Origin of the sequence: Modicisalibacter radicis, assembly GCF_900961225.1 — a bacterium.
Classification (GTDB): Bacteria; Pseudomonadota; Gammaproteobacteria; order Pseudomonadales; family Halomonadaceae; genus Modicisalibacter.
Genome location: NZ_CAAHFN010000087.1, coordinates 134921 through 148823 on the forward strand (window position 1 = coordinate 134921; position 13903 = coordinate 148823).

The following is a 13903-nucleotide window of genomic DNA, read 5'->3' on the forward strand; positions in this document are numbered from 1 at the left end:
GCTCGGCCGGGTATTCTGCGCTTCCTCGCCCTCGGCGCCCGGCTCGGCATCCGCCGCGGTGCTGTCGCCATTCTCGTAGGCGTCGGCCGGATCGTACTGTTCGGCGGCCTGCTCGTCGCCGGGCATGTACAACGGGCCCTTCTGACCGCAGCCGGCGAGCAGCACGCAGGTGGCCAGCACGCTGCCGAGTACAATGCGGGGGGCGATCATCGGGCGTCTCCCTGCGTGGCCAGGGCGTCGCGGGCGCGCTGGGCAGCGGCGCGAACCTGGTCCGGTGCGGTGCCGCCGATATGGTTGCGCGCGGCGACCGAGCCCTCGAGCGTCAGGACCTCGAAGACATCCTCGCCGATGGCTTCCGAGAACTGACGGAGCTCGTCGAGGGTCATCTCGGAGAGATCCTTGCCCTGCGCGAGCCCGTAGGCCACCGACTGGCCGACGATCTCGTGGGCGTCGCGGAAGGCCACGCCCCTGCGTACCAGGTAGTCGGCCAGGTCGGTGGCGGTGGAAAAGCCGCGCCGTGCCGCTTCATGCATGTTGTCGGCCTTGGCCTCGAGCGCCGGGATCATGTCGGCGAAGGCGCGCAGGCAGCCCTTGACCGTGTCGAGGGTGTCGAACAGCGGCTCCTTGTCCTCCTGATTGTCCTTGTTGTAGGCCAGCGGCTGGGACTTCATCAGCGTCAGCAGGCTCATCAGGTGGCCATAGACGCGCCCGGTCTTGCCGCGCACCAGCTCCGGCACGTCGGGGTTCTTCTTCTGCGGCATGATCGACGAGCCGGTGCAGAAACGGTCGGGCAGATCGACGAAATCGAACTGGGCGCTGGCCCACAGCACCATCTCCTCGCTCATGCGCGACAGGTGCATCAGCAGGATGCTGGCGAAGGCGGTGAATTCGATGGCGAAGTCGCGATCGCTGACCGCGTCCAGCGAGTTTTCCGCCGGGCGTTCGAAACCCAGCAGCTCGGCGGTGACGTGACGGTCGATGGGATAGGTGGTGCCGGCCAGCGCGGCGGCGCCCAGCGGCAGCACGTTGACCCGCTTGCGACAGTCGAGCAGTCGCTCGTGATCGCGGGCGACCATCTCCTGCCACGCCAGCAGGTGGTGACCGAAGGTGACCGGCTGCGCCGTCTGCAGGTGGGTGAAGCCGGGCATGATGGTATCCGCCTCGCGATCGGCCAGCTCGATCAGGCCGCCGCGCAGGCGTGAGAGCTCGGCAGCCACGGCATCGATCTCGTCACGCAGGTAGAGACGGATGTCGGTGGCGATCTGGTCGTTGCGCGAGCGTCCGGTATGCAGCTTCTTGCCGGTGACCCCGATCCTGTCGGTCAGGCGCGCTTCGATGTTCATGTGGATGTCTTCGAGCGCGATCGACCATTCGACCTCGCCGCGCTCGATCTCCGCCTCGATGGCTTTCAGGCCGTCGATGATGCTGTCGCGCTCGTCGTCGGTCAGCACGCCGACTTGCGCCAGCATGGTGGCATGGGCGATCGAGCCGCGGATATCGTGGTGATAGAGACGCTTGTCGAACGGGATCGACGCGGTAAAGGCGGCGACGAAGGCATCGGTGGGTTCGCTGAAGCGGCCACCCCAGGACTGGTTGGTGTGCTGGCTCATCGGGGTTGCGGATCCTGCATGGTCACGAGAACGTTGTGTTCCGAGTGTACCAGAGTCAGCGCGGCAGGCGAGCGGGCGGCCCGCCCGGCGGCGTCCGGACGAGCGATTTTCCTTGTCTGACGACTGCTTTATGATGACGGCATACATGCCGCAGACGCTGGTGATCGATTCGCCGCCTTTTGCGCGGCCTTCATCGATGAGCCGCTCATCGCGCCTAATTTCACCGAGCCCGTGCCGGGCTCGCGCCGGGAGAGCCCAGTGCCGACCATGACGACCCTTCGAATCGCCACCCGCAAGAGCCGCCTGGCCATGTGGCAGGCCGAACATGTGCGCGACCGGCTGATGGCCCTCCATCCGGAACTGAACGTGGAACTGGTGGCGATGGCCACCAAGGGTGACAAGATTCTCGATACGCCGCTGGCCAAGGTCGGCGGCAAGGGCTTGTTCGTCAAGGAGCTCGAGGACGCCATGCTCGACGGGCGCGCCGACATCGCCGTGCACTCGATGAAGGATGTGCCGATGCACTTTCCCGAGGGGCTCGGCCTGTCGGTGATCCTCGAGGGCGCCGAGCCCACCGACGCCTTCGTCTCCAATCACTACGCCGGCCCCGAAGCGCTGCCCGAGGGCGCCCGGGTGGGCACCTCGAGCCTGCGCCGGGGCCTGCAGATCAGCGAGGCGCGCCCCGATCTCGAGGTGCTCAGCCTGCGCGGCAATGTCCAGACCCGGCTGGGCAAGCTCGATGCCGGCGATTTCGACGCGATCATCCTCGCCACCTCCGGGCTGCGCCGGCTGGGACTGGACGCGCGGATCACCTACGAACTGCCGCCGGAAGTCAGCCTGCCGGCCTGTGGCCAGGGGGCGCTGGGCATCGAGTGCCGGACCAACGATCCCGAACTGCTGGCGCTGCTGGCACCGCTCGATCACGCCGAGACCGCCACCCGGGTGCGTGCCGAGCGTGCCATGAACACCCGGCTCGAGGGGGGCTGCCAGGTCCCCATCGGCGGTCACGCGGTGCTCGAGGAGGGGGGCCGCACGTTGTGGCTGCGCGCGCTGGTGGGGACGCCCGATGGCTCGCGGGTGCTGCGGGCCGAAGGTCGCGGCTCGGTCTACGAGCCCGAAACCCTCGGCGTGCGGGTCGCCGAGGATCTGCTCGAGCAGGGCGCCGGGGAGATCCTCGCCCAGGTCTACGGCGAGGCGTGATGCAGCCGCGCCCGCGGGTAGTGATTACCCGGCCCGGCGAGCGCGCCCCGCCGCTGCGCCGGGCGCTGGAGGCGCGTGGCGCCGAGGTAGAAACGCTCGGCGTGATGCGCCTCGAGACGCTCGACGAGACGCCGGCGGTGCGCCAGGCATGGCTCGACTTCGACAATTTTCAGCGGGTAGTGGTGGCCAGCCCCTTCGCCGCGGGGTGCCTGGCCGAGGGGCTCGATCGCTACTGGCCGCAGCTGCCGCTGGGTCCGTGCTTCTATGCGCTGGGCACGGGCAGTGCCCAGGTTCTCAACGAGCGGCTGGGTGTCCGCGTGCATCTGCCGTCCAGCGAACAGGGCAGCACCAGCGAGGCGCTATTGGCGCTACCCTCGCTTAAGTGTCTCGCCGAGCAGCGGGTGCTGCTGGCGGCCGGCGAGGGCGGCCGCGAGCGGCTCGCCGAGGAATTGACCCGGCGCGGCGCGCGGCTGACCCGGCTGGCGCTCTACCGGCGGCTGATGCGTCCCCCCGAAGGGGCGGGCGAGCGGCTCCTGGCCGGCGGCGATTACGCCGCGCTGGTGGTCACCAGCGGCGAACTGCTCGAACATCTGGCAGGATGGTGTGGTGCGGGTGCGTTGAACCAACCGCTAATCGTTTCCAGTCGGCGTTTGGCTACACTGGCCGACACGCTGGGCTTTCTGCGCCCCCGGGTGGCGCGAGGCGCCTCCCCGGCCGCGCTGGCGACAGCGGTGGCCGATGCCTGCGACCTGGACGGCGCCGATCATGACGATCTTGAAAAGGGCTAGCGACAGATGAGTAAGCAAGAGCACGATCAGGACGGACAGCGTGCGTCTTCAGGCGCGGGCAAGGACAAGGGCAAGGCGGACGAGGCGTCCCGGCGCCCGGCCGACGCCCCGGCGAGCGCCGATCAGGACGCGTCGACGTCGTCGGGCGGCGAGCAGCCCACCGCGGCGTCGAAGTCCGGCGAAGACAAGCCGGAGCAGGGCACGTCGGCCGCCAGGGCCCCGTCCGGCAGTTCCGCTGGCCCGGACAGCGCGAACATCTCGAGCAAGCGACCGGCCGCCGAGACGACGAAGAGCGCCGATGCTGGCAGGGGCAAGAGCGATTCGGGCAAGGACAAGGGCAGCAACAAGTCGCCGTCCGGCGGCGATGCCAAGTCTGGCTCGGCATCCGCCCCGTCCTCGACGCCAGCCGACAAGCCCGCCGGCTCGCGCGATAGCGCTACATCCACTGCGGCGGGCGCGGCCGCCAAGCCTGGCGGCGGCAGCGGTTCCGGTGGCAAGCCGCCGGGTGGCAGGTCCGGCAATGGCGGCAAGGCCGGAGGCATCGCGTTGGCACTGGTGATCATCCTGGCGCTGGTCGTGCTGCTGGGCGGCTGGTGGGGCTGGCAGAAACTCCAGACCCAGCAGCAGCGCCTGACGCAGATCGAAGGCAATGCCCAGGCGATCTCCCGGCTCGAGTCGCAGCTCGGCGATGGCGACCAGCAACGCCAGCAGGCGATGCAGACGCTGCGCGACGATTTCCAGCAGTACCGCGAGGAGATGAACGCCACCCTGGACAAGGTGCTCGAGCAGCTCGCCAGCAAGCAGCAGACCGACACCAGCGAATGGCGCCTCGCCGAGGTCGAGTACCTGCTGCGTCTCGCCAACCAGCGGCTGCAGCTCGAGCGCGACGTCAAGGGCGCGATGTCGCTGCTCGAGACCGCCGACGAGCGTCTGGCGCAGATCGACAATCCGGCGCTGACGCCGGTGCGGCGGGCCATCCAGTCGGAGATCGGCGCGCTCGATTCGGTCGCTCAGGTCGACCGCACCGGGCTCTATCTGGAGCTGATGGCCCAGCAGGAGCAGCTCGCCCGGTTGCCGCTGGAGCAGGACGTCCAGCAGCAGGCCGCCGAGGCCGGCGATACCTCGCCGATGGAAGGTGGCTGGCGGCAGCAGCTGTCGCGCTTCGGTCAGGAACTCAAGGATCTGGTGGTGGTGCGCAAGCACGACCAGGCGCTCGAGGCGCTGATGACCCCGGAGCAGGAATCCTACCTGCGCCAGAACGTGCGATTGCAGCTCGAGCAGGCCCAGCTGGCGCTGTTGCAGAGCAACGCCGAGCTTTACGCGGCGAGCCTCGACAAGGCGCGCAAGCTGATCGAGCGTTACTACGATACCGGCAATCAGGGCGTCGCCAATTCGCTCGAGCGGCTGGCCACCCTGGCCGACAGGAACGTGCACCCCGAGCTGCCGGATATCAGCGCGTCGCTGCAGCAGCTGCGCGAGATCATGGAGCGTCGCCATGACGCCGGGAGCGACGCGGCATGAGAAAGTTCGTCCTGATCGTCGTCTTCGGCCTGGCCATCGGCGCGCTGTTCGGCCAGCTGATGAAGTCGCTGCCCGGCTACTGGCTGATCCGGGTCGGCGACACCTCCTTCCAGACCTCGTTCTGGTTCGGGCTGATCCTGTTGCTGGCCGCGTTCCTGGTCCTGCACTTCCTGCTGCGGCTGCTGACGCGACTGCGGCGCCCGGTCAGCCGGCTCAAGGTATGGAACAGCCGCACCCGCAACCGCAACGCCATGCGGCGCACCGTGCGCGGACTGGTGGCGCTCGCCGAGGGCCGCTGGAAGCGCGCCGAGAAGTCGCTGACCAAGGCCGCCGACGACTCCAGCACGCCGCTGGTGAACTATCTGTCGGCGGCGCTGGCGGCGCATTACCAGGGGCGCTACGAGCAGGCGGACAGCCTGCTCAAGCGGGCCCATTTCAGCACCGAGGGCGCCGAGACCGCGGTCGGGCTGGTGCAGGCGCAACTGATGCTCGATCGTCAGCAGTTCGAGGAGGCGTTGGCGACCCTGACGCGTCTCGAGAAGCAGCTGCCCGAGCATCCCCAGGTGCTCAAGCTGCTCAAGCAGGCCTACCTCAGCGTCAACGACTGGGAAGGGCTGCGTCGCCTGATGCCGCGGCTGGCCCGCCAGCAGTTGGTCAGCGACGACGAGCGTCGCGAGCTCGAGCAGCGCGCCTATCGCGAACTGATCCTGCAGGCGGCCCGGCCGCCCGGCGACCTGGAGCGGGTGCGCAATCTCTGGGCGGACATGCCCGATCATCTGCGCAACGAGGTCGAGCTGGTCGCCCTGTATACCGAGGCATTGGTGCGCGGCAAGGAGGAGGCCCTGGCCGAACGTCTGCTGCGGCAGACCCTCAAGGAGCGCTGGGACAACCGCCTGGTGCTGCGCTACGGGCTGCTCAACGTCGATGCCGGCCGCCAGCTGGCCTATGCCGAGAAGTGGCTGCAGGAGCGTCCCAACGACCCCGACCTGCTGCTGACCCTGGGGCGCCTGTCGTTGCGCAACGCCTACTGGGGCAAGGCGCAGGAGTACTTCGAGGCCAGTCAGCGCCAGCGCCCCAGCGGTGTGGTGTGCGCCGAGCTGGCGCGGCTGTTCGCCAATCTCGGCGAGCACAACAAGAGCCAGCTGTATTACCGGCAGAGCGTCGAGTTGCTCGACAAGTCGCTACCGGCACTGCCCCAGCCGAGCGATCAGAATCCCTGATCGCTACGAATGCTCTCCTGGGCGCCCGAGGGCGCCCTTTTTTTATGACGGGCGTATGTGCGGGGCTACTTACGAGGGCCGATCGATCAGTTGATATCGGCCAGCGCCGCGAAGGCCAGGGCGACCGCCTCGGCGCCCGGGTCGGTGACGCCGTCGAGGGCGTCCTCGGGAACGTAGGCCGAACGACCGGCACCGGCCTGTTTCATGCCGGCGGTCGCCTCGGCGCCCTGGCGTGCGGCCCTGGCGGCATCGGCCATTGCCTGCCCCGCCTCGAGCGCGTCGCTGGCCGGTATCAGCGCATCGATCATGGTCCGGTCCCCCGGGCGCGCACCGCCGTAGTGCTGCATGCGCTCGACGGCGTCGCCCAGGGCCTCGCCCCAGGCTCTGCCCTGGCCCAGGGCGGCACCCGACGCGGTGGCCAGGATCGACAGCAGTACGCCGCTGGACCCGCCCATGTCGCGGGCCAGCAGTTCGCCGATCCCGTTGAGCATGGCGGCGGGATCCTGCGTGTCGAGGCGGCCGGCCCGCAGGGCCTTGCCGATGGACCCGGCGCCGCTGGCCAGGCTGCTGCCGGCGTCGCCGTCGCCGCTGCGCGCATCCAGGGCGTCCAGCGTCTCGCGGGCCTCGCTCAGCGCATCGAGGACCCGCTGGAGCGCACGAGCGGTGGCGGCGTCCTGCGGGGCGCCGTCGGCCAGTGCGCTGGCCTGCTGGACGCTGCGGGGCTCGAAGCGCTGCGGCGTGCGCACCTGGCGTACCCCGGGCCAGCCGGGCGCCGTGGTTGGCGCGCTCAGCGCCGTGGCCAGCGCCTCGCCATGCGGCATCAGGGTGATGGAGAAGCCATGCATGTCGAGCGAGGTCATCAGCGGTGCGGGACCGATCAGCATCGGCAGGCGCTCGGGGCCGAGCTCGGCGAGCAGACCCTGGGCCAGCACCGCCATCTCCTGGGTGGCACAGCCGCCGAGGTTGTTGAGCAGGGCGATCATTGGCGGTTGTGACCCATGACGCTCACGGAGCGTCGCCAGCAGCGGCCTCAGCACGCTGGCCAGTGCCTCGCCGGCGGTGCCCGGCGAGACGCGCTGGGCGCCGGCCTCGTTGTGGATGCCCAGGCCGAGTTCCGGCGCGCGCTCGTCGGTCGCCTGGCCCGGCAGGCTCGCACCGCGCAGCGCCATGCCCAGCGAGGCCATTCCCCCGGCGGCCTCGCTGGCCAGGCGGGCGATCTCGGCCAGCGGTTCGCCCTGGGCGGCATGATAGCCCGCGACCTTGTGCACGACGACGGTGCCGGCGATGCCGCGGGGCTGCGGCGTATCGGGCAGAGCGATATCGTCGGCGACGATGACCATCTCGACAGCGAGCCCTTCGCCACGCGCCCGCTCGGCGGCCAGGCCGAAATTGAGCCGGTCGCCGGTGTAGTTCTTGACGATCAGCAGGCAGCCGGCCCGGCCGCAGACTTCGCGGATACCGCTGAGCACGGCCTCGACGCTGGGCGAGGCGAACAGGCTGCCGGCGATGGCGCCGGTCAGCATGCCCTCGCCGACGAAGCCGGCATGGGCGGGCTCGTGTCCCGAACCACCACCCGAGAGCACGGCCACCTGGCTGTCGCCTTGGCGCTGCCTGTCCCAGTCGGCGCGCAGCACGAGGCGCATGCCGCTCGCCGCGGAGGAAAGGCGCACGGGTCCCAGGTACGCCTCGGCTTCGAGGATTTCCGCGACGAGATCGTCCGGGGCATTGTAGAAATGCTTCATGAAGGCTCCTGGTCCATAGCAAGGGGCGCCTAAAAGGGTAGTGCCTTCCGTTCTCGTATGGCACCACAAACGCGAATCCCGCCTCGAGGCGGGATTCGCGGTACTGCCAGGACCGTCGCGAAGCGGGCGGCCGACGAGGCGCTGCCGAGCGTCAGCGCTCCTGAGGATCGTCGACGTCGTCGCTGTCGGGCTTGCGGTGAGACGGATCGCTGACCCGGTAGACCGGTGGCGCCGCAGCGCCGCTGGAGGCGTCCGCTTCCTGGCGGGTATCCACGGCCTGGTGACGTTCCTCGACCAGCCGGATGTTGGCCGGCGGCGCGCCGCCATCCTTGTCCTCGCCGAAGTACAGCGTGGTATGCGGGAAGGGGATCTCGATGCCCGCGGCGTCGAAGCGCAGCTTGACCAGGCGGTTGTAGGCGCGGCCCACGCCCCACTGGTCGCCCGGCGTGGTCTTGATCACCACGCGGATGTTGACCGAGCTGTCGGCCAGGGCCACCACACCGGCCACGGTCAATGGTGCCAGCAGCTTGTGACCGTGCTCCTCGCTGGCCTTGAGATCCTCGAAGGCGAGCTCCAGCTGGGCGATGGCGTCGTCGATGCTCTCGCGATAGGCGATGCCGTACTCGCCGACATGGTTGCCGAACTCGCGCATGTAGTTGGAGACGGTGTCGACGCTGGAGAACGGCACGATGTGGTAGGTGCCGGCCAGGTCGCGGATGCCCACCGAGCGAATGCTCAGCCGCTCGGCGGTGCCGGTGACGCCGCCGACGGTGACCACGTCGCCGGTATTCATGGCGTTTTCCACCTGGATGAACACCCCGGTGATGATGTCCTGAACCAGCTTCTGGGCGCCAAAGCCGATCGCCAGGCCCAGCACCCCGGCGCCGGCGATCAGCGGTCCGATGTTGATGCCGATCTCGGCCAGCACGATCATCGCGGTCAACGTGATCAGGGCGATCGCCAGGGCGTTGCGGAACAGGCTGAGCAGCGTCTTGGCGCGAGCCGTGGGTTCGCCGGTGCCGGTCTCCGGATTGAGGCGATGCTCGATGAGACTGGCCAGGGCGATCCACAGCGTGCAGGCGACCACCAGGATGATGATCACGTCGATCAGCTTGCCGATCGTGCCGCGGCCGGCGTCGGTGGCATACCAGGCGACCAGGTCGAATACGCCCCAGGCGTTGAGGACCAGCATGATCACCGCGATCAGGATGATCGCGCGGATCACCTTGAGGAAGGTGGGGATATAGGCGTTGAGCCGCGTCTCCAGCTTGGGCAGCTTGCGCCGCAGGTCGTCGGAGAGCGTGATGCGCCGACCGATCAGCTGGGTGAGCACCCCCGAAAGCAGCAGGCCCAGCCCGGCGATGATCAGCGTCTGCAGGGTCGCCGCGGCGACGCTCGGCAGGGCGTCCTCGGGGCGAACGATGCTGACCAGCAGGACCACCAGGAAGTAGGCGATGGCCAGCAGGTGCCAGAGCTTGCCCAGCAGCCGCAGGGCCACTCGGCTGGGGCTCATGGTGGCCTGCTCGGCCTTGGCCTCGAGGGCGGCGCGCACCTTGGCGCGATTCTTGAGCACCATCAGGGTGGCGTAGACGAATGCCAGCAGCATGATGACCAGGCCGATGCCCTGGCCCAGCGCCGGCGACAGGTTGAAGTTGACGATCGGCACCAGCACCAGCATGCCGTAGCCGACGAAGCCGGTGAGCGTGGCCAGCCAGCGGTTCCAGTGTTTCGCCTCGTCGGCGGTGGTCGGCAATAGCCGCAGGCCATCGTAGTGCGATGAGAACAGCATGCGGATCGCTGCCTTGACCAGCTCGATGATCAAGAAGGCATTGAGAAACAGCGAGGCCTGGGTCGACAGGCTGCCGCTGTCGCCGATGGCGAAGGTGGCGATCAGGTTGCCGCCGACATAGGCCAGCGCGACGACGATGATGTCGATCAGCGCGGCGATGGCCACGGCGCCGACCAGGCGTAGCAGAGCGCTGCGCTCATTGCTTGCCTGCGACCACTGGCTGATGCGCGAGAACAGGGGGTGGCCCAGGCGACGCAGAATGAAGAACACCACGAAGGTGGCGACGATGACCAGCCCCAGGTTGACGGCCGCGGAGAGCGCGGCGGCGGTATCGATACCGGGGCCGGCATCGGCCTGGGGCGCGAAGAGCCCGCCCAGTGCGCCGGCCAGGGCACTGAACTGGCCGCCGATATCGCCGGCGATGCTGCTGGTCATGACGGCCAGCCGGCGCGCCAGCGAAACCTGCTCGGGACGCTGGTTGCTGGGAGCCTGGTCGGCCACGGCCTCGGCGCTGGGAGCCTCGGCGGGCAGCGCCTGTTCGCCCGGCGTGGTCGTCTCGGCCAGCGAGCGCAACTCCTCGATCAGGCGCTGCCGCGACGTCTCATTCTCGAGCAGATCGGCGAGCGTGGCGTAGGCCGGCACCGACTGTTCCGGTTGCGACGGCTCCACGGCGCTGGAGGATTGCTGAGCGAATGCCGGCAGGGCGCAGAACAGCATCAGGGCCAGGGCCAGCCAGCAGCCTGACCAAGGGATATTGCGCGATTTCAGCACGTTGAACCTCCATGTAACGGCGGCACTGGTCTGCCGGCTGGTTGTCGGGTGTCGCTGAAGAACCTTTACCAGGCGTGGCCAGCTCGGTGAAGGGGCAGGCAAGATTCTCTGTCATTCGCTACCCTGTCTAGGACCCGGCATCTGGCGTCCCGCAGCCAATCGGTCGCGAACGGTCGGCTTCAAAGTGGGCCAGCACGGCTTCGGGGCGCATTGTCTGGCAGAGTCGGTGAAATTATTATACGCATGTTGTACATGAGCCGATAGACACACAAGGCCTTCACGATCGGCCGATAACTGGTGTGCGGCTGCAAGGGGCAAGGCACCGGCAGGGGCGTGTCGGCCCGGCGAGGGCCGCCGAACCGGGCCGAATGCAATGGCGACAGTCGAAAAAGGGAAGGGATCACCCATGTTGAAAGTCACGCTGGAATTGCGTTGTAACGTCTGTAACGGCGAGCGCTTCATGCTGCCGACGCTCGAAGAGACCGATCAGACCATTCGCTGCGCCGAGTGCGGGGCGTTCAAGTGCCACGGCGACGACCTCGAAAGAGTGCTGGCGCGCGACAGCGTCACGCAGCGCCCGGCCCGCCTGGCTTCCTGACCGTTGGCCGGGCGGCGGCTGCAGTGACCGACCGGCGTTCTCAGCTGTCGGCCGGGTCGGCATCCTTCTTGCGATGTTGCTTCTCGAGGCCTTCCACGTCCGAACGGTTCATGCGGGCGACTTCATCCTCGGCGGCCTCGCGGTCATCGAACACGCCGATGGTGGCGCCGGTGTCACTGTCGTAGACCTCGTACTTCGGCGCCTCGACATTGTGAGGATCCGGAAGTTTGCGCCAGGTGATGGTTTTCTTGAGCATCGCTGATTTGCCTCCTTGGCAGGATGTAGTCCGAGTGTGGCACAGGGGCGGCCGTGTATCGAAGCGCAACGGCCAGTGGCCATGAGCGCCGATTAGCCCGGCATGACACATAAAGCATGGCTTTCCTGGTCACGCCGTGCAGGAGCCGAACACGCTGCGAGTGTGGCTTGAACTCTCGCTCATATAGCGGGCATTTTCCATCTCGACGAGTCTCGGCGGGCGCTGCCACACTGCAACTGGCACTGGTGCCATTGCCGGGACGAACGAGGAAGCGAAGATGGAAGGGGATCGGTCATTACATGTCTGTCGATATTGCTGGACGCTCGTCTATATCCAGCATGCTCGCCATGCCATGCCCCCTGCCTGCCCGCAGTGCCGTCACCATGAGTACGAGCCCGTCGCCAGCTCCGCGACAGGCCATGCCGCGGAGGCCATCGGCCAGCTGCTGGCCGCCAGCGCACGGTAAGGCTTGTTGGCGTCGGGGTGGCTGGGTATGTTGTGAAGGTATTTGACGACTCAATCCAGCGATCCCGGGAGTGGCAGCATCGAAACCCTCAGCAAGGCCGCACTGGTTACCGGTGGGGCAACCCGAATCGGCCGCTTTTTTGCGATACACCTGGCGCGGCAGGGCTACGATATCGCCTTGCATTACCATCATTCCGACAAGCAGGCGAGCGAGGTGGCCGCGCTCGTTCGTGACATGGGGCGAGCCTGCGAGTGCCTGCCCTGCGACTTTCGCGAAGGCGACGTCGAGGCGCTCATCCCTCGCGCCAAGGCGCACTTCCCGGCGCTTTGCCTCGTGGTCAACAGCGCCTCGGCTTACGCGGCAGCCGCTATTGTCGAGACCTCGGGGCCGCTTCTCGAGGAGCAGTTCGCCGTCAATCTGTTTGCGCCGTTCCGACTGACGCGCAGCTTCGCCAACGAGATCGGCGAGGGGAGCATCGTCAATATCCTGGATAACAAGATCGCGTTCAACCAGCCGGCCTACGCAGCCTACCTGCTCGCCAAGAAGAGCCTCGGTGAACTGACCCGCATGGCGGCCCTGGAGCTCGCTCCAGGCATTCGCGTCAACGCCATTGCGCCAGGCGTGGTGCTGCCGGCCTTGGTGCGCGGCGACGACTATCTGGCCTGGCGGCGCGACGGCATTCCGCTGGCACGCCAGGGTGAGCTGGCCGAACTGGGACAGGCGCTCGACTATCTGCTGAACAATCGCTTTGTCACCGGGCAGACGCTGTTCGTCGACGGGGGAGAGACGCTCAAGCGGGAGGGGCGGCATTCCGAGAATTTCCCCGGCGGCCATTGAGGTCGGACGGCCAGATGGCGTGGCCTTGCGGAACCGGTGGGCCGGCAGGCATCGGACATGCGGAAGCCGCCGGCGATGACCATCGCCGGCGGCTGGGTCAACCGATCAGGCCTTCTTGCTGCCGTCCTGACGAGTGACCTTGGAACCCTTGGGTCGCACGTAAAGCACCAGTGCATGATCGACGAGCTCGAAGCCATGCTCTTCGGCGATCTCGTGCTGGAGCCTTTCGATGGCCTCGTCGTAGAATTCGACGATCTTGCCGCTTTCCAGGCAGACCATGTGGTCGTGATGTTCTTCCTGGGAAACCTCGAACAGGGCATGGCCACCATCGAAGTGATGGCGGATGACCAGGCCAGCGGCTTCGAATTGAGTCAGTACGCGGTACACGGTTGCCAAACCGACATCTTCACCGGCGTCCAGCAACGCCTTGTAGACGTCCTCGGCGCTGAGATGAGTCTCCATGTCCCGGGACTTTTCGAGGATTTGCAGGATCTTGACGCGGGGAAGCGTGACTTTAAGTCCTGCCCGGCGCAATTCATGGTTCTGGTCGGCCATGGTTACTCTTCGCAGTATCGTGGTGGGTCGGTTATGATCGACCAAAGCAACGATAGTGAAGAACGGGACCAAATGCAAAACCTGATCAAAACAGTCATCTTTTCCCTCGCGCTGGTGCTCGTCAGTGGCTGTAGCTACCTCGGCGTCTACAAGCGCGACCTGCCCCAGGGCAACCTGATCACCGAGGACATGCTGGAGCAGCTCGAACCCGGCATGAGCCGTGAGCAGGTCCAGTATGTCATGGGGAGTCCGTTGCTCGAGACGCCATTCGACGATGACCAGTGGGACTACGTGTTTCGCCTCGACGAGGCCTACGGCGACGTCATCTACAAGCGTCTGACGCTCACTTTCGACAATGATCGCCTGGTCGACATGCGGACCTTTGGCGAGATCGATACCGACGTCGATCTCGAGCCGGAGAGCGGGCCGGGTCCGGCGATGCAGGAGGACGCGCCGCCGGGCAACGTCATCGACACGACGCCCGGGCGTACTTCGTTGGGAGCTGGAGCGGCCGAGTAGCCGCCACCTGCCTGCCCGGGCGAGAAGCTGC

At 67.4% G+C, this 13903-nt stretch carries 12 protein-coding genes and 1 pseudogene; 7 read left to right on the top strand and 6 right to left on the bottom strand.

Going from position 1 to position 13903, the window contains the following annotated elements; all coding sequences use genetic code 11:
- Positions 1-84 precede the first annotated feature (84 nt).
- Positions 85-210: pseudogene (gene lptM, locus HR9077_RS22395) on the bottom strand (LPS translocon maturation chaperone LptM); the annotation flags it as partial.
- A complete protein-coding gene (gene argH, locus HR9077_RS16590; protein ID WP_136068282.1) occupies positions 207-1610 on the bottom strand; it encodes an argininosuccinate lyase in 1404 nt (467 codons plus the stop codon). The gene argH and the pseudogene lptM, both read right to left, overlap by 4 nt.
- Positions 1611-1877: 267 nt before the next feature.
- Here argH and hemC point away from each other — a divergent pair, with 267 nt between their 5' ends.
- From hemC to HR9077_RS16610, 4 genes are read left to right on the top strand one after another with little or no spacing between them, the layout of a single operon-like run.
- Complete coding sequence (gene hemC / locus HR9077_RS16595; RefSeq protein WP_210725950.1) at positions 1878-2810, top strand: hydroxymethylbilane synthase; 933 nt, start codon at positions 1878-1880, stop codon at positions 2808-2810.
- Positions 2810-3598, top strand: a complete 789-nt coding sequence (locus tag HR9077_RS16600; RefSeq protein ID WP_136068286.1) for a uroporphyrinogen-III synthase — start codon at positions 2810-2812, stop codon at positions 3596-3598. The genes hemC and HR9077_RS16600 overlap by 1 nt, the downstream gene beginning before the upstream one ends.
- A 6-nt stretch (positions 3599-3604) precedes the next feature.
- Positions 3605-5119 carry a uroporphyrinogen-III C-methyltransferase gene (locus HR9077_RS16605; protein WP_136068288.1) on the top strand — a complete coding sequence of 505 codons (1515 nt, stop codon included), beginning with the start codon at positions 3605-3607 and terminating at the stop codon, positions 5117-5119.
- The gene (locus HR9077_RS16610) at positions 5116-6339 is read left to right on the top strand and encodes a heme biosynthesis HemY N-terminal domain-containing protein (RefSeq protein WP_136068290.1); all 1224 of its coding nucleotides are present in this window, start codon (positions 5116-5118) and stop codon (positions 6337-6339) included. The genes HR9077_RS16605 and HR9077_RS16610 overlap by 4 nt, the downstream gene beginning before the upstream one ends.
- 86 nt (positions 6340-6425) lie before the next feature.
- Here HR9077_RS16610 and HR9077_RS16615 read toward each other — a convergent pair whose 3' ends face one another.
- A complete protein-coding gene (locus HR9077_RS16615; protein WP_136068292.1) occupies positions 6426-8081 on the bottom strand; it encodes a dihydroxyacetone kinase subunit DhaK in 1656 nt (551 codons plus the stop codon).
- 151 nt (positions 8082-8232) lie between these two features.
- A complete protein-coding gene (gene ybiO / locus HR9077_RS16620) occupies positions 8233-10587 on the bottom strand; it encodes a mechanosensitive channel protein (protein ID WP_136068416.1) in 2355 nt (784 codons plus the stop codon).
- A 460-nt stretch (positions 10588-11047) separates the two neighbouring features.
- Between ybiO and HR9077_RS16625 the strand changes: the two genes are divergently transcribed.
- On the top strand, positions 11048-11239 hold the full coding sequence (locus tag HR9077_RS16625; RefSeq protein ID WP_136068293.1) for a hypothetical protein: 192 nt from the start codon (positions 11048-11050) through the stop codon (positions 11237-11239).
- Between the two features lie 40 nt (positions 11240-11279).
- On the opposite strand, the gene HR9077_RS16630 is transcribed toward HR9077_RS16625, so the two are convergent.
- Entirely contained in the window at positions 11280-11495 is a 216-nt protein-coding gene (locus tag HR9077_RS16630; RefSeq protein WP_136068295.1) for a hypothetical protein, read from the bottom strand.
- Between the two features lie 508 nt (positions 11496-12003).
- Between HR9077_RS16630 and HR9077_RS16635 the strand changes: the two genes are divergently transcribed.
- Complete coding sequence (locus HR9077_RS16635; RefSeq protein ID WP_244613312.1) at positions 12004-12798, top strand: SDR family oxidoreductase; 795 nt, start codon at positions 12004-12006, stop codon at positions 12796-12798.
- A gap of 105 nt (positions 12799-12903) precedes the next feature.
- Here the strand turns inward: HR9077_RS16635 and fur are convergent, their stop codons facing one another.
- A complete protein-coding gene (fur, locus tag HR9077_RS16640; RefSeq protein ID WP_136068297.1) occupies positions 12904-13353 on the bottom strand; it encodes a ferric iron uptake transcriptional regulator in 450 nt (149 codons plus the stop codon).
- Positions 13354-13425: 72 nt separating this feature from the next.
- On the opposite strand from fur, the gene HR9077_RS16645 reads away from it, so the two are divergent.
- On the top strand, positions 13426-13872 hold the full coding sequence (locus HR9077_RS16645) for an outer membrane protein assembly factor BamE (RefSeq protein ID WP_136068299.1): 447 nt from the start codon (positions 13426-13428) through the stop codon (positions 13870-13872).
- The last annotated feature ends 31 nt before the right edge of the window (positions 13873-13903 follow it).

Bases quoted from the DNA above. Each gene is read 5' to 3' on its own strand.
- HR9077_RS16615 (WP_136068292.1), bottom strand. From the start codon at position 8,081: ATGAAGCATTTCTACAATGCCCCGGACGATCTCGTCGCGGAAATCCTC.
- HR9077_RS16600 (WP_136068286.1), top strand. From the start codon at position 2,810: ATGCAGCCGCGCCCGCGGGTAGTGATTACCCGGCCCGGCGAGCGCGCC.
- HR9077_RS16630 (WP_136068295.1), bottom strand. From the start codon at position 11,495: ATGCTCAAGAAAACCATCACCTGGCGCAAACTTCCGGATCCTCACAAT.
- hemC (WP_210725950.1), top strand. From the start codon at position 1,878: ATGACGACCCTTCGAATCGCCACCCGCAAGAGCCGCCTGGCCATGTGG.
- ybiO (WP_136068416.1), bottom strand. From the start codon at position 10,587: ATGCTGTTCTGCGCCCTGCCGGCATTCGCTCAGCAATCCTCCAGCGCC.
- HR9077_RS16610 (WP_136068290.1), top strand. From the start codon at position 5,116: ATGAGAAAGTTCGTCCTGATCGTCGTCTTCGGCCTGGCCATCGGCGCG.
- HR9077_RS16605 (WP_136068288.1), top strand. From the start codon at position 3,605: ATGAGTAAGCAAGAGCACGATCAGGACGGACAGCGTGCGTCTTCAGGC.
- argH (WP_136068282.1), bottom strand. From the start codon at position 1,610: ATGAGCCAGCACACCAACCAGTCCTGGGGTGGCCGCTTCAGCGAACCC.
- HR9077_RS16625 (WP_136068293.1), top strand. From the start codon at position 11,048: ATGTTGAAAGTCACGCTGGAATTGCGTTGTAACGTCTGTAACGGCGAG.
- fur (WP_136068297.1), bottom strand. From the start codon at position 13,353: ATGGCCGACCAGAACCATGAATTGCGCCGGGCAGGACTTAAAGTCACG.
- HR9077_RS16645 (WP_136068299.1), top strand. From the start codon at position 13,426: ATGCAAAACCTGATCAAAACAGTCATCTTTTCCCTCGCGCTGGTGCTC.